Below are 25,984 nucleotides of genomic sequence, written 5' to 3'. Positions count from 1 at the left end.
ACTACATTACTCTGATATAAGACGCGCTAATAAGCGCGTCATTCGGTGAATCTAATCGCCAACTCGTCTCAATGCCATTTCGCTACTAGGAACCAGCAGTGTTGTATCTTTTCTCTGTGTTGATGATTGCTTGTGGATGCGTGTTTCTGCTAATCAGTGTTCGCCCTGTTAATCACATCTACAAAACGGATAGCAATTTAGGATGGCTAGTGCTGCGCAGCCTGGTCGTATTTTTTGTATTCGGTTACTTTGGCGTTTTTTATTATTTCGTGCAAAAAATGACGATTAATACCGCGGATGTGATTGTCTCAGCGATCATGATGGCGGGTGGTTTTTTTGTATTTCTAGTGACACGTCTTAGCTTAAAAAGCATGGTGAAATTAAATCAACTTGCCGCCCAAGAACGCAGTAATTTGTTACACGATCCCCTAACGGGTTTGGCGAATCGAGCGTATTTGATGCAAGACATGCAGGCGCTTATTGCAAATGAAGAACAATTTGACTTATTGATCCTCGACTTAAATCGGTTCAAGCAAATTAACGATGCGTTAGGCCATTATTTCGGTGATGTACTGCTTTGTCAGGTTGGACTAAAAATTGGCCAAACTCTGCCAAATACGTGTACTTTGTATCGTTTAGGGGGGGATGAATTTGCCATAGTATCGACAGCAATGGTAAACGAAAATACAAGCCAAAAGGAAAATGAATCAGCAAACAGAATCGATGATATCGCACGATTGATTCACAGCACTATGGACGAAAATTTCGAGATAGAAAGCTACGAGCTAAGTGTTAGCGCATGTATTGGAGGTACGGGGTTTCCTGAGCTTGGCCGTTCTGCCGAAATACTGCTTGGCCAAGCGAATTTGGCCTTGTATGAATGTAAGAAAAACACCAGCTCGTTTAGCCATTATTCATCAGCATTTGAAACGGGTGCCGCTGATAACTTAAGTATTGCGACGCGTTTAAAGCAAGCTGTTGCTTTGGAAGAGTTTGAACTTTGGTATCAACCTATTATCGACTTATCCGATGGCAGCGTGAATGGGGCTGAGGCGTTAATTCGCTGGCCTCAATTAGATGGAAGTTATATTGCGCCAGATAAATTCATTAAAATCGCAGAACAAAGCCTGCTGATAACCCAAATAACCCAATGGGTGATGAATATCGTCAAAGAAGATATTCAGTTATTCAATCAATCAAAATTGAGCTTATGCGTGCACCTCAACTTGTCTGTTAAGGACCTGCAAAGTCCTCACTTGGTGGATAATATTAACTCGATATTCAGTCAATGCGATTGGAGTAAGCATGCTCTGATGCTAGAAGTCACAGAAAGCGCGATGATGACAGATGTCGCTAGGGTCAAAACTACCATGGCACAGATTGCAAACACAGGGTTGGCCTTTAGTATTGATGACTTTGGCACAGGCTATTCTTCCTTAGCGTTATTGCGCGACCTACCTGTGAATCAGATAAAAATAGACCGCTCTTTTGTGAGTAATATTCTAAAAAGTGAAGATGATTTGGCAATCGTTAAGTCAACAATTTATCTGGCGAAACATTTAGGCTGTAACATTGTTGCTGAGGGGGTGGAGGATGCTCAAACCGGTCAGCTTCTTAAATCTTTGGGCTGTGATCACGCCCAAGGTTACTATTACAGCAAGCCATTAAAAATAAAATCTTTCATTCAATTTGCTGAATCACATAGGCCCATTACTCAATAAGATATAACGGTCAACATCAGCTGAAATACTCACCATGTAATTAGGTGTAATAATATTCTCTTATCTATTTAGGCCGAGCATGAAACCTGGTTATTCCAACAGTGATAAGGCACTAACCTACTGAAAAATGAGAAGTGATTGGTATGACAAGCTGACTAATCGCGCTGATTGATAGACATTTAACTCAGACTTACTACTATAAAGTGAAGAGCTAGGATGCTGTGTTTCTTATACCTCGTATATTGAATCTTTTCTTTCTTGAAGAACTCAAAAAAACGACGATATAAACTGACCAAATAAAGTTAGGTAAGCAAGGTTCATCACTCCACTTTCATCGTGTCAGCTAATTATCATTTGATCTCAATATTGGTTAGATTCGAACTGGGTAGTTGAGTGCGTATGAACGGAAAACATCACTGTCACTTTAAATCCTTTGTTAAGCAGCCCCGCCAAACAAAGACATCATCAGGTTACGCAGCACACTTTTTAAATAAAATACTTCTTTTCCTCATTGTTGTTTTTTTGCCAGCAATCCTCATCACTGCCAACGGTCAAAACAGCCAGACCACTAGCACGATGACATACAGCCAGTTAGGGGCGTCTTGGTACAGTAAAGGCGAATATGACAAAGCGATAGAAGCTTTTCGGCAAGCTCTTGAAGATGACATTAATCACTTTGGCGAAGCACATCCTAATGTGGCGACAGCACACAATAATCTAGCGCTCGCGTACAAAGCAAAAGGTCAATACGACAAGGCAATCTCTTATTATCAGTTGGCACTTGCTAGCAGCATAGAAAACTACGGTGATGGGCATCAGGAAATCGCTTCTGTGCGTAGCAATTTGGGATTAGTTTGGTATGCCAAAGGGCAATACGATAAAGCCCTCGAGTACTATGAATTAGCGCTGGCCAGTAGCGTTAAAAACTTGCACAAGGACTCCGCTTTTATTGCAACGTTAAGAAGCAATATCGGGTTAGTATTTCAAGCTAAAGGCGCCTACGACGAGGCTATTCGATATTACACGCAGGCACTGGAAAACGGCATTGCCACTTTGGGAGACGACCACCTCTCGGTGGCAATTCGGCGCAGTAATCTAGGCAGTGCATGGGAAGCAAAAGGACAGTATAAAAAGGCGGTAGCGCTTTACGAATTAGCCTTAGAAAGTGGCATACGTCAACTGGGTGAAAATCATCCTACTGTGGCTACTAGACGCAATAAGCTGGGTAATGTTTGGCAAATTCAAGGGCAGTACGGTAAAGCGATTGAATACTACACGCTTGCCTTAACAAGCAGTTTAAATTCAGTTGGAAAAGACCACCCTTTTGTAGCGGTGATGCTGAACAGTTTAGGTAGCGCTTGGGAAGCCAAAGGTCAATATACCAAAGCGATCGAGCAATATGAAAAAGCGCTGCAAATCAACATACTAATCTTTGGTGAAAGCCACCCTGACGTTGCTAGCACGCGCAGGCAATTGGGCAGCGCGTGGCATAAAAAGGGTCAATACGACAAATCGTTGGTGTATTACAAACAAGCGTTGGCGAGTGACATTAAGACGTTCGGAGGTGACCATCCTAGTGTTGCGGACACGCGCAAGCGTTTGGGCAGTCTTTTACAAGCCAGAGGTCAGTTTGATGAAGCAACAAAACTGTATGAGCTCGCGCTTACCAGTAGTTTGGCGATTTTTAGCACCAGCCATCCAGAAGTTGCCAGTATTTATCGTCAACTAGGGAGCGTATGGCAAGCCAAAGGCCAATACACGAAGTCGCAAAATTACTATGAGCAAGCGTTAGAAAGCGAGATAAATACATTTGGTGAAGATCACCCAAATGTGGCGTTAACCCATGCACTACTTGGCAGCCTATGGGAGGCAAAGGGGCAATATGACAAGGCAATCGGCTTTTATGATTTAGCCTATCAGAGCCATCTGCTCAAATTTGGTGAGAGTCACCCAAGCGTGGCCAAAACTCGGCGTCAGCTCGGCCGGGTTTGGCAGGAGAAAGGGCAATACGACAAAGCCTTAGGGTTTTTCGAGTTGGCGTTAACCAGTGATATAAAAACCTTTGGTGACGGGCACCCAGATGTGGCCGTTACACATCGCCTGTTAGGCGGTCTTTGGCAAGCTAAAGGTCGATACGATAAGGCTATCAAGTACTATCAACTTGCTCTTAGCAGTAGCTTGTTAACTTTTACTGAGGGTCATCCCGAAGTGGCTGATACGCGCAGGCAGCTTGGCAGTGTGTGGCAGGAGAAAGGTCAGTACGACAAAGCAATGGAGTTTTATGCCTCGGCGCTTGCCAGTGATACAAAAACCTTTGGAGATAACCACCCTAACGTCGCCGTTACGCGCAGGCTTTTAGGAAGCCTGTGGCAAATTCAAGGTGATTATGACAAGGCAATTGAATATTACGAATTGGCCCTGCAACACACGCTTAAAAAATACGGCAACGCACACCCAGAAGTCGCTAAAACATACAATCAATTAGGCAGTGCATGGCAAGCACAAGGGCAGTTTGATAAGGCCAATGAATACTATCAACTGGCCTTAATAGGGGGGCAGCAATCGCTCGGTAAACAGCATCCTGTCGTGGCTACAACGCAAAGCCATATGGGCAGTCTCTGGCTGGCTAAGGGCCAGTACGACAAAGCCTTAGGCTTATATGAGCTGGCCTTGGCTAGCACGATTAAAAGCTTGGGGGAAGAGCACCCAGATGTTGCCGAGATACGCAGTAGTTTGGGCAGAATATTTAAGGGAAAAGGCCAATACGACCGAGCAATAGAATATTACGAATTGGCCCTTAGTAGCGGTATTGCAACCTTCAAAGAAGACCATCCGTCGGTAGCTATAAGGTGGAGTAATTTAGGCAGTTTGTGGTCAGCGAAGGGACAACATGAAAAGGCGATTAAATACTATCAATTGGCACTTAACAGTGGGATCAACACCTTTGGTCAAGACCACCCTGCGGTGGCCATCAGACAAAGTAATCTAGGCAGTGCTTGGGAATCGTTGGGAGACTACGACAAAGCGATACAATATTATGAGTTAGCACTACAAGGGGGGATTAAACACTTTGGTGAAGATCACCCAGCAGTGGCCAAAAGGCGCAGTAATCTAGGGAGCGTTTTTAAAGCACTTAAGCAATATGACAAAGCGATTAGCTACTATGAATTAGCACTGAAAAGCGGGATCCGCGTGTTGGGGGAAAACCATCCGTCAGTCGCGATCCGCCAGAACAGTTTAGCCAGTTGCTGGCAAGCAAAAGGGCAGTACGAAAAAGCTATCGCGTATTATGAGAAGGCGCTGTCGATCTACGTACAAACCCTGGGCGAAAATCATCCGAATGTGGCCGCGACGCGAAGCAACCTTGGTAGCGCATGGTACGCGAAAGCAGAGTTTAAAAAGGCGATTGAATATTATGAATTGGCGTTAGCCACGGGATTAGCAATTTATAACAAAGACCACCCATTCGTTAGCGCCATGCGCAGTAATATAGACAATGCTAGGGATGCCCGTTGGCAATAAAAAAACCGGCATTTACCGGTTTCTTTGCTCATACCAATTACCATGGAACGGTATTAGATATTGTCCTTAAAAGCGCTTTCTCAGTGTGATGCCAAATGTAGCAGGATCAGAAATATAAGCGTTAAATTTACCCTCTTGCAGAGGCGTATTAAAATTCACATGGTTAATATATTCTTCATCCAACACATTGCGACCCCAGAAAACCAAATCCATATCGTATTTCGCGAAATTCATAAAGAAACGCAAGTTAAGCAAGTTGTATGAGTCTTGCACGGCGAACGGGTCATTACTGCCATCTAAAACGACATCCCCCGTGTAAGAGTATTCAGCTACGATATGGGCATCGACGCCATCACTAATGGTGAAATCTTTTTTCACTCTTAACATGGCATAGTCTTCTGGCTCGCCAGTTGGGCGGTCACCAGAGCGATCGCAATAAGGATTTGGCGCACCCGATTCCGAAATTTCCTGCCCAGGATCGGTAATACCTGTGTGCCACGTGTAGGCTATCCAACAATTGCCGCGCATAAAGTTGTCATACTCCGCGTTGACTCTGGCATACACAAAACCGACTTCAATGGTATCTGTTGGCAGCCACGTTAGCTCTACTTCTAAACCAGAGGTTTTGTAATCCCCTGCATTTTGTAGATTAAAACCTGTGCCGGTAAATGTATTCGCTTGAATGTCATCAACGTTGGTTGAGTGTACTGCGGCGTTAACCCTAAGATCTTGTTCCGGAAAGTCTTTCTTAATACCAATTTCCAGCGATCTGGATTTTTCAGCAGCGAATATAGGGTCGAAACCTTCTGTAATTCGATCAGTGTTGGTCCCCCCAGACTTATAACCAGTACCGTATGAAACATATATGAGCGTGTCTCTATTTGGGGTGTAGCTGAGTTTCAGCGTGCCGGTTATTTGGTCATCATCTAAGGTATCAGAAATATCTGAGCGAGCAGCGGTAATGGCGCCAAGAGGATTGAACCCCCAACCCAGCGTTTGAAACGGGGCCAGAGCAGCCAGTGCTGCCTGGCCGTTAGCCGTTGTAATATCAATCGTATTGGCTTGAATGCCCGCCAAGACGTTACCGGCTAAACCTGCACCGTAAAGTAGTGACCCAGGCACAATTGACTCAGGGGCTGCTGGATCACCAACCGAGGTAAAGAAGGTTGGAAAAACCGAGTCTGCGGGTAACACTTCACTAAAAATAGTCGAGAGATCTTTACTTTCATCGGTATAACGTAAACCTGTGGTTAGGGTGAGCGTTTCGGAAAGTTGGTAGTCGATTTGACCAAAAATAGCGTAGCTTTCATGTTTTTGATCTGCGCGGTGATCAAAGCTGGTCGATGCAGGGGCGGGTGATGCCGACGCTGCAACAAGGCCATTGGTTGCAATGCTCAAGGCATCAATGCCAGCGAGCAGATCATTAAATGCTCCTTGTGCGAAGCCTGCCAGAAAAAAGTCATTGAATTGTTCGCCCGTGTACAAGCTGTAATCGAGATCCAAGTCTTGCCTAAAATAGTAAGCACCGAGTATCCCTGTGACGTGGTCACTAGTGTAATCAATTCGTAATTCTTGGGAGAACGAATTTTGCTGTGAGTCATTTCGGGTACCAAACAAATGAGCATCCGTAAAGTCACTGTCTATGTTGTCATAGGAGTCGAAATTACGATAAGCGGAAATAGACACCAAGGTAAATTGCTCATTGATATTCCAATTTAACTCAGCTGACAACCCGCTATCTTCTACCTGTGACTCAGGTAAGAATGACAGCGCGACTTTGTGATCAAAAAAGTCACTGCCATCAAATATAGTGGCATTAAACGGCGCTTGAGATAGGAGACTGTCAGTGCCAAATTTACCCTCTATACCAGTGGCTTGAGCATTACTGACTTGTACTGGGGCGGCGCAGCAAATTTCATCAATTTTTGCATAATCAGCAATAATGCGCAGAGTGACATCGTCACTTGGGGTATATAAGGCTTGAAGTCTCGCACCCCAGCGGTCTCGATCATTTAGGACGTCACTTCCTGAGTTGACTTCGCTAACGAAACCATCACGTTGACTACCAAAACCTGTCACGCGCAATGCCAGTACATTGTCAATCGCAGACAGGGACGCCGCAGCGGAATAATTAATTAAACCGTAATTTCCGACTGTACCTTCGATAAAATTATTCGCGCCATCGTGGCTTGGTGCAACAGAACGGATCAGTATTGCGCCTGAAGGCGTATTTTTTCCAAACAGTGTCCCTTGAGGGCCGCGAAGAACTTCCACAGCTTCAATATCCACTAAATTGTTGACCATAGAGCTTTGGCGCGCGCGATAAATACCATCAACGTAAAGCCCCACCGATGGGTCCAAACCAAAATTTTGTGACGAGGTGCCTATACCGCGTATCGAGAAGCTGGTGTTGGTCACATTCTGGGTTTGAAACGCAGAGGAGGCAGGCACCATACTAGCGACATCAAAAATATCTTTGAGCACAGCTTGGTTAAGTTGCTTACCGGAAAAGGCGCTAACTGAAACAGGCACCGTCTGCATACTTTGACGACGCTTTTGCGCTTCAACAGTTATGGTTTCTAGGCGAAGTGTTTCTACTTCTTCTTCGATTTCTTGTGCGCTAACGATGGGAATGGGAAAACCCAAGGTGAGCGAAATTAAGAGTGCGATGGGGTTCTTTTTAAACTGGCAGGTGTTAGTTTTATCCATATGTGCGTGTCCTTTTGTTCGTCGATTTTATCCATGTTTGGTGAACATTTTTTCTGGTTAACAGGTGCACAACTAGAGATTTGCTGACCAGTATTTCGTTATCGTTTTTATTGGAAACCCCGCTTTATAATCATGGGGATAGAGCAACTATAGTTGTCGAAAAATAGCATCGCCAATCGATTTTTACCTGTCATGATTTGACACATTAAACATGAATATTTTTTATGAGTGTTTAACTTACCCATTGATATAGTTAACGTTCCAATTTTATTGGGCTGCGTGACGTTTGTGTGTGAGGGTCTTTGCTCTTCAATCAATCATCTGGTTGCTCTGCCTCTCAACAGGCGCAGATTAATGTGTCATTATGGCGCTATAAATATGCCAAACACGGATGTTCAGGCGACATTTGAACAGACATTGTGAATTATTTAGGCATCACAGCAAGCTGTTGTTATTTCTTTTCTGATTAATGATCAGCAAAGCAAATAACCTTACTTAGCCATTAGATGTACAGTAGAGCAGCACTACCTCAAACCCATTAACGAAGTTAGTGACACATGATATATTGCCTTTTCTTGATATATGACCCCGTTAATTTAGAAAAATCGCTATTACGTCTCCATCGGTTTCTCACCTCAAGCGGAACAAAAGCCAAAATTCTGGTCATCAATAATGGCGAGCAGATACATAGCTCATCGTTAAATAATATTGAATTTATTCCTGGGGATAACCGCTATTTTGAGTTCTCTGGCTGGCAAGCTGGTAAGCAATATTTAGAAGAGAATTATACCTTGCAAGATGGCGATCTATTTTGCTTCGCAAATGACACCTTCGACAAAAACCACTATTTTTCTCCCTTAACAGCATGGCTGTATAATTTAAAATCGAAACAGGCTGCAAAGCGCCAAAAGGGATTCATTTTAGGGCGGGTTGATAGCCGTAATATAGAATATAAAGTGGATAAGTTACCCTTATCTAAATGGATTTCATCTTACTTTTTCGTGTTGGATTATACTGCGTTCCAAGCGCTGGTTTTTCTCAATACACGGCTGTGCACCGCAGTGAAAGAAGTCACTGACGAATCGATTTATTTTGATCAAACCGTTGTCGATACTCCCATGCAAGAACATATCAATAGTTGGCTCAGGCCAACAGGAAAAGGCTGGTATCGTGCTCATTCAAGTGATAACGACGTTATTCGAAATAAAAGTGTCGCCATTTTGCATGAGAAATATTTAAGTGCGGTGTTAATGGCTAGAAATGTTGAGCTTATTCACGTGTACAGCGGGCGCATTGGTCGGATAGTGCACAAATTTGATAAACGGGTGCAGAAATTTCGCTTGCGATATCTTCAGTCCAGTAAGGCGTAAGGTAGTTAGTTCACGGGGCGTATTTTTTAGGGTACCTGCAAAGCATTAGTTTGAATTAAGTTGGGCCTAAGCCGTTGTTTTATTTCGTGTAAAAAAGTGTCATGTAGTGAACCACTGTTGTATTGTCGATGAACATTAATACTGCAAGACGTATCCATGATTGATTTTTCTAAAAAGCTAACGAGTCATCGACTTCACAATACGAGAAACAGAGAGTCCATCAAATCGATTCTGTTCGATTTTGAAAGTGATCGCGGGCGTATTATCAATTCGGCAGCGGTGCGCAGGTTGCAGCAGAAGACCCAAGTATTCCCCCTAGAACGAAACGCCGCGGTGAGAAGCCGGCTGACTCATTCATTAGAAGTGCAGCAAGTTGGGCGATTTATTGTTCAGAGCATATTCAATAAATTAGATAGCGCTAAGCAGGCGGAATACAACCTATCTGAATTCGAACGACATTTAGAAAGCGTGGTGGAAATGGCGTGTCTCATGCACGACATAGGCAACCCGCCGTTCGGCCATTTCGGTGAGCAGGCAATTAATGACTGGTTTGCTCTCAAGCTGAAAGATTCATTTCCCACAAACAGCGACGGTGAATTCACGTTCAATCCGGCCTTACAACGAGACATTTGCAACTTTGAAGGTAACGCTCAAGCGATAAGGCTTATACACTCGCTATTACAATTGAATCTCACTTTTAGTCAAGTGGCAGGCATACTCAAATACACCCGCTGCGGTACTGATGTAAAACCTGATAAAAGCGATAAGCTTGGCTATTTACAAAAAAAGGTCGGCTTTTATTTCAGTGAAAAAGAGTATGTCGAAACCCTGTGTGACACCTTAGGCATAAAGGTTGGGCATCGTCACCCTGCGTCATACATCATGGAAGCTGCCGATGATATCTCCTACTGTATCGCTGACCTTGAAGATGCCGTTGAAAAAGGCATCTTGGGTATTGAACAGTTGCAAGCGTCTTTGTGTGAAGAATTTCTGTTACTGCTGACTGAATTCGGCTTGGATACCAGCAAAAATACCATGCAAAGTTTAACCTCAAAAGCCTATAAAGCCGCGCAGGCGGATGATATATCAAAAGACAGTCAGTTCTTTATTTCTTTAAGAGTGGGCGTACTTCACCCCTTAGTGACTCATGCTGTTGAACGCTTTATCAATAATATCGACGGCATATTTCATGGGTCGTTTAATCAAGCGCTGTTAGAAGATAGAAGTACAGCCCATGCGCTATCTGAAGCATTTAAAAAAGTCGCTCTGAAGTACGCGTTTTGCAACAAAGAGGTTGAAGCAAGGGAGTTGCAAGGTTACAAAATCATTAGTGGTTTGCTTGATTGCTATCAGCCACTATTGAGGCTGACGAAAGCACAATTTTCTAGGGTATATCAGCAAGAAAAAGACGCACCACTGTTAGCGAAAAGGTTAGTGAAAAAGCTGCCAGGTAAGCATTTGCGAGCCTATTTGCACGCCATCCATCATGATGCCAGTGAGGAGCTAGAGTTTTACTACCGTTGCCGATTGTTACAAGACTATATTAGCGGCATGACAGACCAATATGCGTATGATGAGTACCGCGCACTCATGGTGGTGGATTGAGCACCGCGGCGGGTTGTATCCTTGCTATCTGTTTTATAGCTAGGATATAACCAAGCTTAGGTAAAACACAATCTTTTGGAGCGAAGTCTAAGTAACGCGCAGTTTATTTGAAGCGCACCTTACCGCCGATTATTTTCAGTGCGGGTGTGCCACGTACTAACGTATCTCTGGCAAAAATGGTTTCACACTTGGGGCATGTCCCTTCAACGCTGGTGAAATCTTTGCTTATTCTCTCTTTAAAGCATTTTACTAAGGCCCCTTTACCGCCCTTTTTATAGCGAAAAAGTTGCTGCTGACAGCCAGCACAAAAAATATCGACGCTTTTACTGGGGGCTTTTGAATTTGGTTTTGCCATTAATATCTTACGTTTTGTGAATATGGTTAAGCCTATTGCCGACAGTATATTGCCAGCAATAAGATAAACAAACACGCTAGTACCTAATGAATAAAATCAATGCCAATAAATAAATTAACCACTTCGCAAAAATTTGAAATACTAAAATCAAATGCCTGGTGTATTCGTTACATTTGGCCTTTCGTTTCAAAGTTATGATGCCAGCTTAATGCCTCATCTAAATTATGCGGAGTGTGCATACCGCGTTTTGTCGCACAGGCCCGCTCATAATAATCATTCAGTCGGTCTTTAAACTGCGGGTGAGCACATTTTTCAATGACGACTTTCGCCCGTTGTCTTGGCGACAAGCCCCTCAAATCGGCAAGGCCTTGCTCGGTCACAATGACTTTCACATCATGCTCAGTATGATCAACATGGGATACCATAGGCACAATGGCAGAAATTGCCCCGCCTTTGGCGGTAGAGGGCGTCATAAATATCGATAAGTAACCATTACGCGCAAAATCCCCCGACCCGCCAATACCGTTCATAATGCGTGAACCCATTACATGCGTCGAATTCACATTGCCATATATGTCTGCTTCGATTAAACCATTCATGGCGATAATACCGAGTCGCCTAGCGATTTCAGGGTGGTTACTAATGTCTTGTTGCCTTAGGATAATTTTGTCGCGATAGAAGTCGATATTGTCATTAAATTCATCCAGTGCCTGGGGGCTAAGTGAAAATGCCGTGGCGGACACCACAGACAATGAACCAGATTTCAGCATTCCTAGCATGCCATCTTGAATAACTTCAGTGTAGGCGGTTAAATTGCGATAACCGCCTTGCTCTAGTCCACTCAACACCGCATTTGGGATATTGCCCACACCCGATTGAATAGGAAGTAACTCCTTGGGTAGGCGACCTTTTTTAATCTCATGGGAGAAGAAATCAAGAATGTGTTCAGCGATTTGGTTCGAGACCTTATCCGGCGGGGTAAAAGGACTATTACGATCTGGTGCTGAAGTTTCAACGATGGCGACAATTTTTTCCACAGGGATCGACAAGTACTTTTCGCCAATGCGGTCAGACGGAGAATTCAAATCAATAGGCTTGCGGTGTGGTGGTAACGCTGTGCCATAGTATATATCGTGCATTCCTTCTAACTTCATGTTTTGCTGAGTGTTGACCTCTAAAATCACCTTATCTGCTTGCTCGACCCAGGTTTTATTATTGCCAACCGAAGATGAAGGAACAATCCGCCCATCTGCTAATATGCCGGCAACTTCAATAACGGCGACATCCATCTTGCCTAAAAAGCCTGACCAAGCGTACTGAGATACTTCAGATAAATGAATATCAACGTAATCCATTATGCCGTCGTTAATTTGTTGACGGCAAATAGGATCAGATTGATAGGGTAGCCGCATATTGATGCCGTCTACGGCTGCGAGTACACCGTCAAGTTCAGGCGCAGTAGATGCACCCGTCCACAAGTTAATTTTGAAGGGCTGGCCGTTGCTGTGCAATGCTTTGGCTTTTTCTGCCAACGAAGCGGGGATCGACTTGGGGTAGCCAGCGCCGGTAAAACCACTCATGCCGATGGTTTGCTGGTCTTCGATAAAAGAAACAGCTTCTTCAGCCGACATGATTTTTTTGCGTAAAATGGGACACTCAACACGTGATAAAGGCAACATGCGCACTCCTAAAAACAGCATAAAACGATAGTTAATTCGTACTTTACTGACGTAAAAAGAAGTGGATATAAGACCTGGGTCTTAGATGAGCTGTAAAATGTAACGGTTGGTAATTTTTGATAACACTATGTTTTCCATGTGTTTAATTAAGGTTAAATTTTAATTCTTATTGAGTTAAGTTGATGAATGCTAGCCAATGTAAATCGTTATTCACTGCCGAAAATGAGTTGCCAGATATTGGGGCTTCGCTCTTTATGATAACGCTTTCTCAGTTCTGCCACTTTTTCCAATTGAGCTTTGGCAGCCGTGATATCGTTGTGTGTCAAACTGTTATGAACCAGGCTCAGCTGTGACTGCACCTCACTCAAGCCTTGCTGCAAAATGGCTTGGCGTTTTTTATCAAATTCAACTAATTGTACTGATGCCACTAAGCGTTGTAGTTCACTCACGTTGCCGAGCATGGAGTCTGACTCAGTTGCGCGCATAGCTTGCTTGTAGTTCAAAGACATCGACTTCATTGTTGCTTCTACATCTTTGCTCTGCGTAACTGCTTTTATGGGCTCTTGGGCAACCGCTTGTTTGGCCAGCAACAAAGGGCCACACAAAACGAATAGCGTTAGGCTTAGGTGCTTTAACATCATCATTTCTACTCAATAAAATAAAATCGAGCGCAGTCTAGCACAGATGGGCAGGGCTTTAGTTTTGACTTAAAAGGAATTGAAAGTGAGCGGTAAGTGTAAACCTATCAGGTACCAGATTGATTTACTGGGGCTGGGTTAAGCCAAAAGGAATAACTCCGCTGCGGGTAACAGGAATGTTTCCCCATAATCCCTTGCTAGTGAATATTTTAGCGTTGATCTCGTAGGCCAATGCTTGAGGCTTAGAATTCATAATATCAAGTATTACCCGACCGGAATTGAATAGGCTAGCGCTTACGTCAACATCAAAGGTATTGTCGCTTAAAGGCTCAAGTACAAACTTTTTATCACTCACACCTGTAGCAACCTGCAAACCACGCAAACTCAGTTTAAAGTTCATGCCGTCTACCGGGAAAGAGATATTATTCGGATTGGTCACTCGAAACGTCAGACGAAATCGCTGCTCTAGCCCCTGAGCCGGCAGCATACTCAAGTTGGTTAACTGCAATTCAGGCTTCTCAAAATCAGGGGTAAGGGTGGCGCAAGATGACAGCATCATGGTGATGAATATTAGCTTGACGATATGCCGTGTAAGTACCACTGCACGTCCTTGAAGGTTTGGCTGCATATTCTAGAAGCTCCTTTTAAACCCCATTTTTAGAAGAAGGCACATCATCGCCGCAGTGGGTAGGGGAGTCAAATATTATGCGCCGCTTACTAATGCGTCGCTCAGTTATGCACAGCTTAATTAAACACAGCTTAGTTGAACTCATTGTGCATAGGGTGGGCGATTCGCTTACCAGTATCCCCGCTTATATAGCTGACCATTCACGTCAGGCGGTCACTTCTAACAAAAGATACATTAAGGTTCAGTGTTTAGAAATGACATGATAAGCCTGTTGCTCTTAATGTATATCAGGCTGAAAAATGATGAGGATCAATATGTTTAACAAGCATCTGGCTAATATGGGATTAAGCTTTAACAACCTAGGATATTTATGCAAGAACTTGAGAAACACTCATTGGTAAAAGATCTTCCTGAGCATCATCACACCATTCGTCACCTTAAAATGAATGACAGTCATTTTGCTAAGTTATTCACTGCATATCATGCACTGGAAAGCGAAGTACATGATCTGGAAAGTCGAAATACCCCAGTGAAAGATGACTATATTGAGTCACTCAAAGTAAAACGTGTTCATCTCAAAGATGAATTGCTGAATATCATCCAAAAAACAGAGCAAGCGCTGTAGTTGAAACGTCGAGTTGAATAAGGAAGCTACCCCTATGAAGAAGCTATGCCAATGAAACGATTATCAGTGACATTAAGTAAACTAGTCAGCGTCTTTATGATATGTACTATTGCGTTGGTAGGGTGTAGTAGTCAATTCAACTCGAACCTGCGCAAAGTGACCTACCCGCCAGAATTCAAATATACTGAGAAAGCGGATTTGAGTTCTGATATGCATCGTCTCGCAGCGCAGATGGCTTTGCTCGAAGTCGCTCTCGATATGCCGAGTGCAGGGGCTGAAAGTGCGCCTGAATTGCAACGGGAAAAGGTGCTCAAGGCGCTAGGCAATATGAGCAAAATAGCGTCGAATTTAAAAGCAGGTGACATGGGTGCCAATCACCCGTTTATGCAAGACTATATGCAAGGTTTCGTCAGCCAAATAGACGAAGCCAGAATTGCCGCATCGTTAGAGCAACCTCGTTATTTTGCCGCAGGGAAAGTGTCAGGCGGGTGCACGAACTGCCACAAGATCAACAGATAACAGGTTTTTTTGTCAACTAACGGGTTGGGTTAAGCACTGAGCTCAAGTGGATAAGGGTGTGGAAGATAAATGGTAAACGGCGGCAATAAAACAACAGATTTGGGTTGGTTGCTGCTGCTCATATTGGTGTTTATCGCCGTATGGACTAATTCAATCATTGGTACCACCGACGTTGCAAATTGGCTTATTGAAAATACGCTGACGGTTATTTCGCTGCTATTCTTAATCATTACCTACAGAAAATACAAGTTCAGTATTGTGAGTTATTTTTTACTCTGTGTGTTTTTATGCTTGCATGTATATGGTTCAAAATATACTTATGCCGAGAACCCTTTAGGGTTTTATTTTCAAGATATTTTTCATTCGCCTAGAAACCAATATGATCGTCTCGTTCATTTTAGCTTCGGCCTTTTGCTCTACTATCCCATGAAAGAGTGCTTTTCAGTATGGATAAAATACCCACCGCGAATTGCCTTCTTTTTGCCCATCACTCTTATACTTTCAGTCAGTGCCCTTTATGAAATTTTAGAGTGGCTGGTTGCCGACATTTTCTTCCCTGCAGAGGGAGATTCCTATTTGGGCACGCAGGGAGACATATGGGATGCGCAAAAAGATATGGGTATTGCGTTTGTTGGGTCGTGCATAGCCGCTTTGTTTTTCTATCTATTTAGGTTATTCCGCCAGCCGAACGTCAAAGCGCCATAGCGAGTAAAAAACAGTTAATACCAACTCCAATAAGCTGTCGCTGAGTGGTTAATTATTTACTGGAGTTAGTATTTATCGACCTTAGGCTTTACTGTAGTTAAGGGATAACCACCTGCTTTATGCCAGTTCAAAGCTCATTTTTCGAGCGCGTATATCAACACTTTTTAACACGACCGTTAAATGATCGCCTATGCGGTGAGTGTTCTGTCCGTTGGTGACTTGCTGTTTTTGGGCATCAAACGTATATGTCTCGCCTGGTAGACTCATCATACTGACTAAACCTTCTGCTCCTGTATTTTCAAGCGTCACAAACAAACCAGCATTATTCATTCCTGATATAGAGGCACCAAAAGTGTCACCGATGAAAGGTTGCATGTATTTACACATAAGTGCACTTTCGACTTCTCGGCTAACCGTATCAGCTAAACGCGATTGCCCAGAACAATGGTGACTTAAAAGCGCTACCTCTTCAGCCGTGTAGGGGTATGCATTATTCGGCACAGCCTTACCGATTGATACGTTGAGCTTTAATTGACGCAATAACCGTTTGAAACCGGATTCAGACTTGCTGGCGTCATTAGCGAATTTATTGCTTCGTAGCGTTGCTCTTATCGCGCGATGGGTTAACAAATCTGGGTAGCGTCTTATGGGCGAGGTGAAATGTGCATACGCCTCATAGGCTAAACCAAAGTGCCCTTGATTCTCGGGGGAGTATTCCGCTTGGCTTTGCGTGCGTAATAACAACATTTGAATAAGTTTGGCATCAGCCCTGTGGTTCACTTTTTTCAACAAATCATTGTAATGATGCGGGCTTGGGCTATCTCCGCCGCCAAGGGTTAAGCCTTTCTCAGACAAAAATGCACGTAATGCCGTGAGTTTCTTTTGCTGTGGACCTAAGTGCACTCTAAATAAACTAGGAATTTTATGACGTTGTAAAAATTGTGCCGTAGCGACATTCGCGCATAACATAAATTCTTCAATCATGCGGTGAGCGTCATTTCGCTTTACGGGAGAAATACTCGCAATATTTTTGTGTTTGTTCAGCTTGAGTGCAAGTTCTCGCGTTTCAAAATCAATCGCACCGCGTTGCTTACGCTGCTTAATTAGCACCTGAAAAAGAGCATGTAAATCCTTAACATGGGGAACGATGGCTGGGCTAGAAGCGGCGGTGGTTTTGCCAAGCTTAGTGTTTGGCTGAGTGACGAGCGCATTCGCTTGATTGTAGGTTAGTCGTGCATGAGATTGAATCACGCCTTCGCTAAAAGCTGCTTGAGTAACGAGCCCTGTTGCGTTGATAGTCATCTCACACATCATCACCAAGCGGTCTTCATGCGGATTCAACGAGCACAAGCCGTTAGACAATGCCTCGGGCAGCATAGGGACAACTTGATCTGGCAGATAAATCGATGTGGCGCGCGCTTGCGCTTCAATATCCAACGCGTCATTGGGTAATACATAATGCGACACATCAGCTATTGCTACCAATAAGCGCCAATTTCCTGCTTGAGTTTTCTCACAAAAAACGGCGTCATCAAAGTCCTTCGCATCAGCCCCATCGATAGTGACAAACGGCAAACTGCGATAATCTGTGCGCTGTGCTTTGTCCGCTTGTGATACTCGCGTGCCATGTGTATTTGCCTTGTCGAGCAATGTTTTATCCCACTGGTCAGAAATACCGTGGCGATAAAGCGCCAATGTGCTTTCTATGCCAGCATCGGTTGCATTGCCTAATACTTCAGTAATTTCAACTTGTGTTTCTTGGCGAAAGTCAGGGTAGTGGGTAATTTTGCCACTCACATATTGGCCGACGCGCGATTGGTTTAAGGCGCTGTGTTCAACATGAATTGTGTGTGAAACTTTAACGTCATCAGGCAGTAAAAAGTAATGCTTACCTTTGCGTTGCAACATACCCACAACGTGGGTGGTATTGCGCTTTTGTACTTTAATCAGGTTACTGTAGGCACGTTTTGCGTTTTTCCCAGGCTCTACTAGCACTTGTACCACATCACCATCAAATACATGGTTCAGTTGGCTCTTTGGCAGAAACAAGTCTCTTTCGACATCGCTATAGGTAACAAAACCAAAACCCTCAGGGTGAATACTGATAGGGCCGCTAACCAGCGAATCAGGATCAATTAATTGATAACCCTTGCGTTGAAATGATAGTTGCCCGTCACGCTCCATTGCGCGCAAACGTCTTCTAAGTGCTTCTTTTTCTTGAGGGGAATTGAGAGCTAAAGCATCTGCTATTTGTTCGCGATTTAAGTGCTTTTTTAGGCTACTAAAAAGACTAAGAATGAACTCGCGGCCAGGGATGGGGTTGTCATACGTACGGATAGTGGATAATTGTGCGGTTTGATTCAAATTAATAAAATTCTCTTTGTGCCGCCGGTTGCTTTGTACTGGGTATTTTCAAATTAGGGATATAAAATTCTTAATGTAGGAAAAGGAATACGGGTTAAAGCATAAGGCGGGATGACTCGGAGTATGAGCCGGAATAGAAAAACGAGGTTTGTTTTAAACTCGTTTGACGGGGTATTCAATAGTTGTTTGAGATAAACATAATATTTGTTTCACTCATCACTGAGTATGAGTGAAACGATAGCGCAGCATTTGACTGCGCAGCTTAACAAGGTTTAGATACAAACGATGTTTTCAGCTTGAGGGCCTTTTTGGCCTTGAGTCACGGTAAACTCTACACGTTGGCCTTCAGCCAATGTTTTAAAGCCTTCGCTAACGATTGCGCTGAAATGAGCGAAAACGTCAGGACCAGATTCTTGCTCGATAAAGCCAAAACCTTTATCTTCGTTGAACCATTTTACAGAACCAGTAGTTTTAGTAGACATAATAGATATCCTAGAAATAATTAATAAGTGCGCCAAAAAATTGCGGCGATAAAGCATGTGAGGAAAACGAATATTTTACTGAGGATAACGCGAAGAATTACAAATAAACTAATAACTAGAGTACTACAAATAACTAACATCGTGGGATTCAAAAAATAAGCTTCTTCTCAAGCTCGGCGCCAAGATACTCCTGATTCTTAGTATAAGTCAAGCAAATATTGAAGTCATTAAGGCTTAAACCAGACGCTCTCATCGGGCGCTTGCAAAACTTGATTGCATTAGAAGTGCAGAATAAAAGTTGTGGTACCGTTATTTTTTTGAAAAAATGGCGGCAACGTTCAAATTTTTATTTGTTTATATTTTGCACGTCACTCGCTCAAAAGTGCGTTTCAAAAACTAAGAGTGATACACCTCTATAATTCACTTTTATAAAGTCGCTTTTAAACACCTTAAATTTTAAAAATATCAATAATTTCATATTCTTGAAGCGATTTAGGTGGCCATTTACACTTTGTTTACATATTATATTTTGACTGATTTTTTTGGGTTTCTACCCTGCAATACTCATGTCGTGAATGGTTAATAAAACACGGCAGATTTCACTCAAATTTAAGGAAGTAAATATGTCGACTGAAGATTTAAACGATTTGCGTATGTCAGAAGATGTGCGTCCACTTTACCTCGCTGTAAAGAAACACATTGAAGAGAATGTTATCCCGATCCAAGAAGAGTTTTACTCAATTGGTGAGAAGCTTGCTGATCGTTGGAGTTACTCTGATCGTCAAATGGAGTTATTAGAAGGGGCCAAAAATAAAGCCAAAGAGGCTGGTCTTTGGAATTTCTTTCTGCCTGATGCGGAAACAGGGCAAGGCCTAACGAATTTGGATTATGCCTATATTGCGGTTGAACTGGGTAAAGCTCCACTCGCCTCTGAAACGTTAAACTGTTCAGCGCCTGACACGGGCAATATGGAAGTGTTAGAGCGTGTCGGTACACCTGAGCAGAAAGAAAAATGGTTAAAGCCATTGCTACGAGGTGAAATACGCTCTTGCTTTGGTATGACAGAGCCTAATGTTGCCTCTTCTGATGCGAAAAACATTTCAACATTGGCGGTTGAAGATGGCGATGACTGGGTCATCAACGGTGAGAAGTACTATATCTCTGGTGCCGGTGACCCGCGTTGTAAAGTCATGATCTGCATGGTGAAAAGCAGCCCTGATGCCCCTGCACACAAACAACAATCACAAATTCTTGTGCCACTAGACACCCCAGGTGTAACAATTGTTGGCCCAATGCATGTCTTTGGGCATGACCATGCTCCTCATGGGCACATGCACATCAAGCTTGAAAACGTACGGGTGCCTAAAACCAATATGTTGCTAGGTGAGGGCCGTGGTTTTGAAATTTCTCAAGTACGTTTAGGTCCAGGTCGTATTCACCATTGTATGCGTTCAATTGGCCAAGCTGAAGAAGCATTGCAACTTGCCTTAGAGCGCTCAACATCAAGAGAAGCCTTCGGTAAAAAGATATATCAATTGGGCAAAAATGTTGAAGTCATCTCGAAGATGCGAATCGACATTGAAGCCATGCGTATGATGGTACTTAAAGCCGCTAAAGCCATGGATGTATTGGGTAACCAAGAAGCCCGTATTTGGATCCACATGATCAAAGCGATGGTACCTGAGCGTGTATGTGAAATTATCGACCAATCCATGCAAATGCACGGGGCTACTGGTATTTCGCAGTGGTCACCGCTTTCTGCCATGTACGCAGGCCAGCGCACCTTGCGTTACGCTGACGGCCCAGATGAGGTACATCATATGGTGGTGGGGCGAAATGAAGTACGTGAATATGAGCGTAATAAGGGTTAACTAAAACCATTTTTTTAAGAGCGCAACATCAACAAGGGTCAGTGATTCTGGCCCTTATCTTTTTCATTCGAGGGCTTTTTTTAAGGAGAGCCAAAATGAGTAAATACAGTATTGCCAAACAATGTATAGCCGATGCATTAGCAGCAGCGAGCGAGGAAAACATTAACGACAGCGACGCATTAGAAGCGTTGATCATTAGTGCTATAGCTCAGATAACCAACACCGCTGGAGCAAAGCGCACAGCCGAGATAATTGATTACGAGCTACGTAATATATCAGGCGCGCTGGATAAAGACTTTTTAAGGGCGAGATAGAAATTATCGGAAGCCACAAGCTATAGGCATTTACCCGGTATTTAATAAGTCGTTGGCGAAACGCTGCGAAGAGGCATCGCCGCCTTTGCTTATCACAAATGAAAGTATTTCCGTTCACAAACGTCATTTCTCATGTGTGAACTCAGGTTTACGTGATCCGTTTTTTTAGTCTTCATCAGTTTCACCTTGCAGCATTTTTACATCATCAATGTAGTAAGTCCCTAGGCCAGATGAGTCATCTTGGGGATCGGTTGGGGAGTAACTCAAATACAGGCTTAAGCGTTCAATAGTGGTATCGGAGGGCAGGTCGCCAGTCGCAGAAAGGCCGCCAAAGAAGAGACTGTATGTTTGAGTGTCAAGATTTATCACAACCACTCCAGAGTGAGGCAAGTTCTCGCGGATATACCCTATCCGTCTTTCTGGTCCATTTGGGTCTAATACATTCACGCTTGTCCAACCCTCGCCAGGTCCATCAGGTGTGCGATAAATACGCAAACCGACGAGAGAATAGGCATGCCATTGAGCGGTCTTATAAACGGCAATGAAAAGTGCTTGAGATGACCGATTACCTGGGTACTCAATGACACCGTCCCAAAAAACGTTATAAATACCGTTTGGCTCCGTAGTTGGTCGTGCATGAAAGCCTAAGTGAGGGCCAATCGCTTGTACACTCGTTGCGTGAAACAGGCGCAAGATGTTGTCGCCAGCTTCGCCATTAGCGTCTGCAATGACTTTTAACGGAGCCAGCGATTCTGAGCTATTAGCGGTATTACCAGACCACGTGATTTCATCACCAGTAGGATCGCCAGTAAGCGCTAGGTCGGGGAGGTTGCCTGTAGCGTCATTGTCAAAATCAGCTAACAATATCGGTTGTGAAGAGCAGCCTGATAGCAATAACAAAAGCAAGATATTCGAAAGTAAAAAGGTGATAACAGTTGGGTTTTTCATATGATTCTTCCTTGTACGCGTGGCCAAATAAGCAATATTGACATCCATTAATATCGCATCTGTGTACAATTAAGATTAATAAGTAATCTCAATTTCGCAAAGTATTGAGTAAAAAATTACCACGTGTTTCGTCCGAACTAGCTTCGCAACATGGGTTTAATTAAAGGTGTATACGGACTACCGCGCTGTATCAATAGCAGCGAAAAATCCAAAACGAAAAAAGGATTTCGTGGCTTTTAATATCAGCTGCTAAATTACAAGAAAAGGAGTGACCTAGCCAAGACATAAGCCATTGAGCCCCACTGATGCTCCACACATAATCAACATAACTAGGCTCATATTCTGCGCTGACCCTATTACGAACCGCTAAGGTAATGCTGTTTGCCAAACGTGCTTTAACTAGCGCATTAACCTAGCAATAGTATTTTGCATGGCGTCTGCCCAAACTTGGTACTGTACGCTGGTTAAATGTAAAAAATCCGGCATGACGGTGTCTAGCACTGTTCCATCTTCTGTTAAAAAGACATGGCCTATGTCTAACCAGAATGTGTTTTTATTGTCGGTGAGGTGTTGCACTACATCATTGATAGCATTCACTCTTTTTCGCATGGGCGCATTTTTACTTTTGCTGCGAGGGAAGGTGGCTAATAAAAGTATTTTGCTATTAGGTAATCGGCTTTGTACTTCATTTAGAATAGCCTTGACTCCAGCGGCGGTGTCTTGGGCTGATTCCACTCTATGCCCGGCGTTATTGGTGCCAATTAATATCACAGTGAGTTTAGGCGCTAGGTTGTCGATTTCACCGTTTTGTAAGCGCCATAGCAAATGCTCAGTACAGTCGCCCGAATAACCTAAATTTAAAGGCTTTAAATGGGCGTAATGTTTTTTCCAAGTGGCCGCGCCAGTGTCCTCCCAAGAGTGGGTAATGGAATCACCTAAGAACAACAAATCCACATCGTCATTTAAGGCTTTTTTCTCATCCATTTTTTGTAAGTGACGCTCCTGCCACCACGGTTCAGTGCGTGCGACTGGCGTAATTGATAGCGCCTTTTCCGAATCAGTCATTTTTGGTTTTCCATGATGGGTAGAAGTGACAAAGGGAGATAGGGATATTCATCGATGATAAACCAAGTTAACAGCTAACTTCCAATGAGAATCAAGGGACTGTAAGTTCACTATAGTTATCTTGGGGGCTGAATAATTTTATTTCAATTGCTGTAATCTCCCAGTTTCGGCCAACAAGGGTAAATTGGAGCGAGTCAAACTGTATGTAATGCTCGCCATGCGGCTGCTAAATACCCTGTTTTTGAATGTTTGCTTGGTGCTGTATCACTGTGGTTCTTTGCAATGAATATGGCGATCGTGTAACTAGACAGCGCTGCGATTTCCATAACGCACTTCTCTCAAGGGGTAAAAGTAACTGGCTGCAAATGTCCAGATTAACTGCATGCAGCCTTAATAGTTAAAGTGCGCTGATAAAAGCTTTTATAGAGAGTGCAAGCTCTTTGTCTTTTTCAGTACTTAGTTTTCCGTCTACCCAGTGATCATAAAAACTGCCTAAGCTAAATGAACTTCTGACATCAGCGCCCCAAAATGGCATTAACTGCGTTAAAGTTTGGATGTTACTTGAACCTCCTCTTGGCCCTGGTGAAGTGCTAAGCAGAAATACAGGCTTATTCGTAGCAAACATTGGATTTTGTAAATCGCCTAAACGTGAAACCCAATCGATTAAATTTTTAAACTCTGCAGGTATTGACCCATTATGCTCCGGAGAAGAAATGATAAATGCATCATATTCAGCGAACAGCGCGCGTACTTGCTTGGCTGTTTCGGGATGACCTTCGCTTTCCTCTCTATCTAGACTGAAAAAAGGCATTGGATAGTCTCGAATATCTAACATGGCAACTTCATACCCTTCAATTTTGCTTGAAGCCACCTCCAATAACGTCCTATTGATAGAGTGTTTACTATTACTTGCTGACACGGTCAGTATTTTTTTCATAATTAAAATTCCAATGTTTTGTGGGTTTGTTAACAAAATTGAAGGCGAACCTTCGACCATTTTTACAGCGGGTGTATTCTTCGCTAGATTGAGCGCTGTTCATTAGCTGTATTCAAATAAATAAGTGATAAATGAACGTCATCACTCAGCGCGGTAAAATCTAAGTCTTCATCACGGACTAAATAACCATCTTTTACTTCAACACCATTTAGGATCCCTTCACCACCAGTGATATAAGCGATGAACTCGCCCTCTTGAGTCACATTCTTATTTTTACTGAGCAAACCAACTTCAATAATCGTGGGGCTATCAAGTGTGACGTTTTGCGATTTATTGCCACCATAAACACGTACCATTTCATCTTTTTTAAGATCATAAAATTTGTAACTTGCCGGTTCACCTGCTGTTTCGGGTAAAGCCCAAATTTGCAGCATTCTGTTTTCATCAAGGTCTGGATTAATTTCATTGTGAACAAAACCTTCTCCACCAGCACGCTGTGCCTGTACTTGATTGGCCTGCATAGACTTGCCGTTTTCCATTGAGCCCTGATGCTCTATTCTGCCTTCCAACATGACCGTAATAACATCAAGTTCTCTATGGGGATGCATGCGCGTTTCGCCTTGAGGTAAAAAGCGCGCATCAGCCAAATAAATAAAATTACCAAGTCCATTCCATGTATCGTTTTTACCGCCAATTTTGTTATCAACAATTAAACGGGTTTCTCTTAATCCCGCGAATCCACCTCTGTGTAGTGAATCTTTACGTAATATTTGCATTCTGATGTCCTCTCTCGTTGTGAACGGGTAAATTTATTAATTGTTTTGTTTTTTCGAACTGTGCAGCTATCATATTTCTTTTATTTTCGATTAAAAACCAAGTAATACTGACAAATATGTTCGAATAAACTGAATATTAATGCTAATGAGGTACGAGTGAAATTATCTTTGGAAGCTTGTGAAGTTTTAGATGCGATAGACAGAAAAGGTAGCTTTGCCGCTGCGGCAGCTGCTTTGTATCGCGTACCATCCACCATTACTTATACGGTACAAAAATTAGAAGAAGATTTAGGGCTCATCATTTATCGCCGAGAAGGCCGAAGATCTATTTTAACGCCTGCTGGTAAAGTGTTACTTGAACAAGGTCGAGAATTGCTTAAAGCCGCGCAAAGTATCGTAGAAACAGCGAAGCAAGTGGACAGCGGCTGGGAATCGCATATCAATATAGCACTGGATACCATTTATGATATTGATGCGTTATATAAAGTGGTTGAAGAGTTTTATGAGCTTAAAACGGGCGTCGAAGTCAACATTACTGAAGAAGTGTTAGCCGGAAGTTGGGAAGCCATTGTTGAACGTAGAGCAGACTTAGTTATCGGTGCCCCGCACCCAGAAATAAATACGCAAGGGATTAAATTTGAACAAATCGACGTAGCGAATTGGCAATTTGTCGTAGGGAAGAATCATCCTTTGCGAGAATACGATCTCCCTTTATCAGAAGAAGATACAAAACCATTTCATTCAATTATTATTCGGGACTCTTCGAAAAAATCTCCTGCTATGACGCATAGAATATTTGAGAAACAAAGCGTTCTGCGCGTTGCCTCGATGGAGCAAAAAATAGCGGCTCAAGTTAAAGGGCTAGGTATTGGTTTTTTGCCAACACATCGCATTATGAATCAACTTAGAACGGGTGAGTTAGTAGCCCTACCCATTTCTAAAGATGCAGCGTTAACGCCGCTATTCATTGGTTGGAGAATCAATAACAAAGGTAGAGCTATCAGGTGGTTTATCGATAAATTTCGTGAGCGTAATCAATAACACGAAACAGGCTGCATCATTTTTATCATGAGTGTCTCTTGCTCATCGATTCAGCGTTCCGGTAGTTGTCTCTCTTAACTAAGTTACTTTCATAAAAAATCCGGCTAAAT

At 43.1% G+C, this 25,984-nt stretch carries 21 protein-coding genes; 10 read left to right on the top strand and 11 right to left on the bottom strand.

Annotated elements, in window-relative coordinates; all coding sequences use genetic code 11:
- Positions 1-98: 98 nt before the first annotated feature.
- The gene (locus AC0VYA_RS19215; RefSeq protein ID WP_475489333.1) at positions 99-1,721 is read left to right on the top strand and encodes a putative bifunctional diguanylate cyclase/phosphodiesterase; all 1,623 of its coding nucleotides are present in this window, start codon (positions 99-101) and stop codon (positions 1,719-1,721) included.
- 522 nt (positions 1,722-2,243) lie between these two features.
- Entirely contained in the window at positions 2,244-5,243 is a 3,000-nt protein-coding gene (locus AC0VYA_RS19210) for a tetratricopeptide repeat protein (RefSeq protein WP_475489332.1), read from the top strand.
- A 66-nt stretch (positions 5,244-5,309) separates the two neighbouring features.
- On the opposite strand, the gene AC0VYA_RS19205 is transcribed toward AC0VYA_RS19210, so the two are convergent.
- The gene (locus AC0VYA_RS19205) at positions 5,310-7,952 is read right to left on the bottom strand and encodes a TonB-dependent receptor (RefSeq protein ID WP_475489331.1); all 2,643 of its coding nucleotides are present in this window, start codon (positions 7,950-7,952) and stop codon (positions 5,310-5,312) included.
- A 557-nt stretch (positions 7,953-8,509) separates the two neighbouring features.
- Here AC0VYA_RS19205 and AC0VYA_RS19200 point away from each other — a divergent pair.
- Positions 8,510-9,322 (top strand): hypothetical protein, encoded by an 813-nt coding sequence (locus AC0VYA_RS19200; RefSeq protein WP_011576504.1) that lies wholly within the window; start codon positions 8,510-8,512, stop codon positions 9,320-9,322.
- Positions 9,323-9,478: 156 nt separating this feature from the next.
- Complete coding sequence (dgt, locus tag AC0VYA_RS19195; protein WP_011576503.1) at positions 9,479-10,927, top strand: dGTPase; 1,449 nt, start codon at positions 9,479-9,481, stop codon at positions 10,925-10,927.
- Between the two features lie 103 nt (positions 10,928-11,030).
- On the opposite strand, the gene AC0VYA_RS19190 is transcribed toward dgt, so the two are convergent.
- From AC0VYA_RS19190 to AC0VYA_RS19175, 4 genes are all read right to left on the bottom strand, one after another.
- Positions 11,031-11,282, bottom strand: coding sequence for a hypothetical protein (locus AC0VYA_RS19190; RefSeq protein ID WP_475491097.1), 252 nt, complete (start codon positions 11,280-11,282; stop codon positions 11,031-11,033).
- 167 nt (positions 11,283-11,449) lie between these two features.
- Positions 11,450-12,961, bottom strand: coding sequence for an acetyl-CoA hydrolase/transferase family protein (locus AC0VYA_RS19185; protein WP_475489330.1), 1,512 nt, complete (start codon positions 12,959-12,961; stop codon positions 11,450-11,452).
- Positions 12,962-13,167: 206 nt separating this feature from the next.
- The gene (locus AC0VYA_RS19180; protein ID WP_475489329.1) at positions 13,168-13,605 is read right to left on the bottom strand and encodes a cytochrome b562; all 438 of its coding nucleotides are present in this window, start codon (positions 13,603-13,605) and stop codon (positions 13,168-13,170) included.
- Positions 13,606-13,723: 118 nt separating this feature from the next.
- A complete protein-coding gene (locus AC0VYA_RS19175; RefSeq protein WP_475489328.1) occupies positions 13,724-14,227 on the bottom strand; it encodes an LEA/WHy family protein in 504 nt (167 codons plus the stop codon).
- A gap of 370 nt (positions 14,228-14,597) precedes the next feature.
- Here AC0VYA_RS19175 and AC0VYA_RS19170 point away from each other — a divergent pair, with 370 nt between their 5' ends.
- From AC0VYA_RS19170 to AC0VYA_RS19160, 3 genes are all read left to right on the top strand, one after another.
- Positions 14,598-14,852, top strand: a complete 255-nt coding sequence (locus tag AC0VYA_RS19170) for an HP1242/YdcH family protein (protein WP_011576498.1) — start codon at positions 14,598-14,600, stop codon at positions 14,850-14,852.
- 51 nt (positions 14,853-14,903) lie between these two features.
- On the top strand, positions 14,904-15,371 hold the full coding sequence (locus AC0VYA_RS19165; RefSeq protein ID WP_475489327.1) for a hypothetical protein: 468 nt from the start codon (positions 14,904-14,906) through the stop codon (positions 15,369-15,371).
- A gap of 69 nt (positions 15,372-15,440) precedes the next feature.
- Positions 15,441-16,076 carry a DUF2238 domain-containing protein gene (locus tag AC0VYA_RS19160; protein ID WP_475489326.1) on the top strand — a complete coding sequence of 212 codons (636 nt, stop codon included), beginning with the start codon at positions 15,441-15,443 and terminating at the stop codon, positions 16,074-16,076.
- Between the two features lie 117 nt (positions 16,077-16,193).
- Here the strand turns inward: AC0VYA_RS19160 and rnr are convergent, their stop codons facing one another.
- Together rnr and AC0VYA_RS19150 are read right to left on the bottom strand one after the other, a co-directional pair.
- Positions 16,194-18,440 (bottom strand): ribonuclease R, encoded by a 2,247-nt coding sequence (gene rnr / locus AC0VYA_RS19155; protein ID WP_475489325.1) that lies wholly within the window; start codon positions 18,438-18,440, stop codon positions 16,194-16,196.
- Positions 18,441-18,712: 272 nt separating this feature from the next.
- Entirely contained in the window at positions 18,713-18,922 is a 210-nt protein-coding gene (locus AC0VYA_RS19150; RefSeq protein ID WP_006991744.1) for a cold-shock protein, read from the bottom strand.
- Between the two features lie 623 nt (positions 18,923-19,545).
- Between AC0VYA_RS19150 and AC0VYA_RS19145 the strand changes: the two genes are divergently transcribed.
- Positions 19,546-20,793, top strand: coding sequence for an acyl-CoA dehydrogenase family protein (locus AC0VYA_RS19145; protein ID WP_475489324.1), 1,248 nt, complete (start codon positions 19,546-19,548; stop codon positions 20,791-20,793).
- Positions 20,794-20,888: 95 nt separating this feature from the next.
- A complete protein-coding gene (locus tag AC0VYA_RS19140; RefSeq protein WP_006991742.1) occupies positions 20,889-21,107 on the top strand; it encodes a hypothetical protein in 219 nt (72 codons plus the stop codon).
- 165 nt (positions 21,108-21,272) lie between these two features.
- Here AC0VYA_RS19140 and AC0VYA_RS19135 read toward each other — a convergent pair whose 3' ends face one another.
- The 4 genes from AC0VYA_RS19135 to AC0VYA_RS19120 form a co-directional block, all read right to left on the bottom strand.
- Positions 21,273-22,055, bottom strand: a complete 783-nt coding sequence (locus AC0VYA_RS19135) for a hypothetical protein (RefSeq protein ID WP_475489323.1) — start codon at positions 22,053-22,055, stop codon at positions 21,273-21,275.
- 399 nt (positions 22,056-22,454) lie between these two features.
- Positions 22,455-23,120: a platelet-activating factor acetylhydrolase IB subunit gene (locus AC0VYA_RS19130; protein WP_475489322.1), complete on the bottom strand. Its 666-nt coding sequence runs from the start codon at positions 23,118-23,120 to the stop codon at positions 22,455-22,457.
- Positions 23,121-23,517: 397 nt separating this feature from the next.
- Positions 23,518-24,057: an NAD(P)H-dependent oxidoreductase gene (locus AC0VYA_RS19125; RefSeq protein WP_473476309.1), complete on the bottom strand. Its 540-nt coding sequence runs from the start codon at positions 24,055-24,057 to the stop codon at positions 23,518-23,520.
- A gap of 83 nt (positions 24,058-24,140) precedes the next feature.
- Complete coding sequence (locus AC0VYA_RS19120; RefSeq protein WP_473476308.1) at positions 24,141-24,833, bottom strand: pirin family protein; 693 nt, start codon at positions 24,831-24,833, stop codon at positions 24,141-24,143.
- Positions 24,834-24,989: 156 nt separating this feature from the next.
- Here AC0VYA_RS19120 and AC0VYA_RS19115 point away from each other — a divergent pair, with 156 nt between their 5' ends.
- Complete coding sequence (locus AC0VYA_RS19115) at positions 24,990-25,874, top strand: LysR substrate-binding domain-containing protein (RefSeq protein ID WP_475489321.1); 885 nt, start codon at positions 24,990-24,992, stop codon at positions 25,872-25,874.
- Positions 25,875-25,984: the final 110 nt, after the last annotated feature.

Source organism: Paraglaciecola sp. QJM3NY_14 (assembly GCF_056173245.1).
This window is presented reverse-complemented; position numbering and strand designations above follow the sequence as displayed.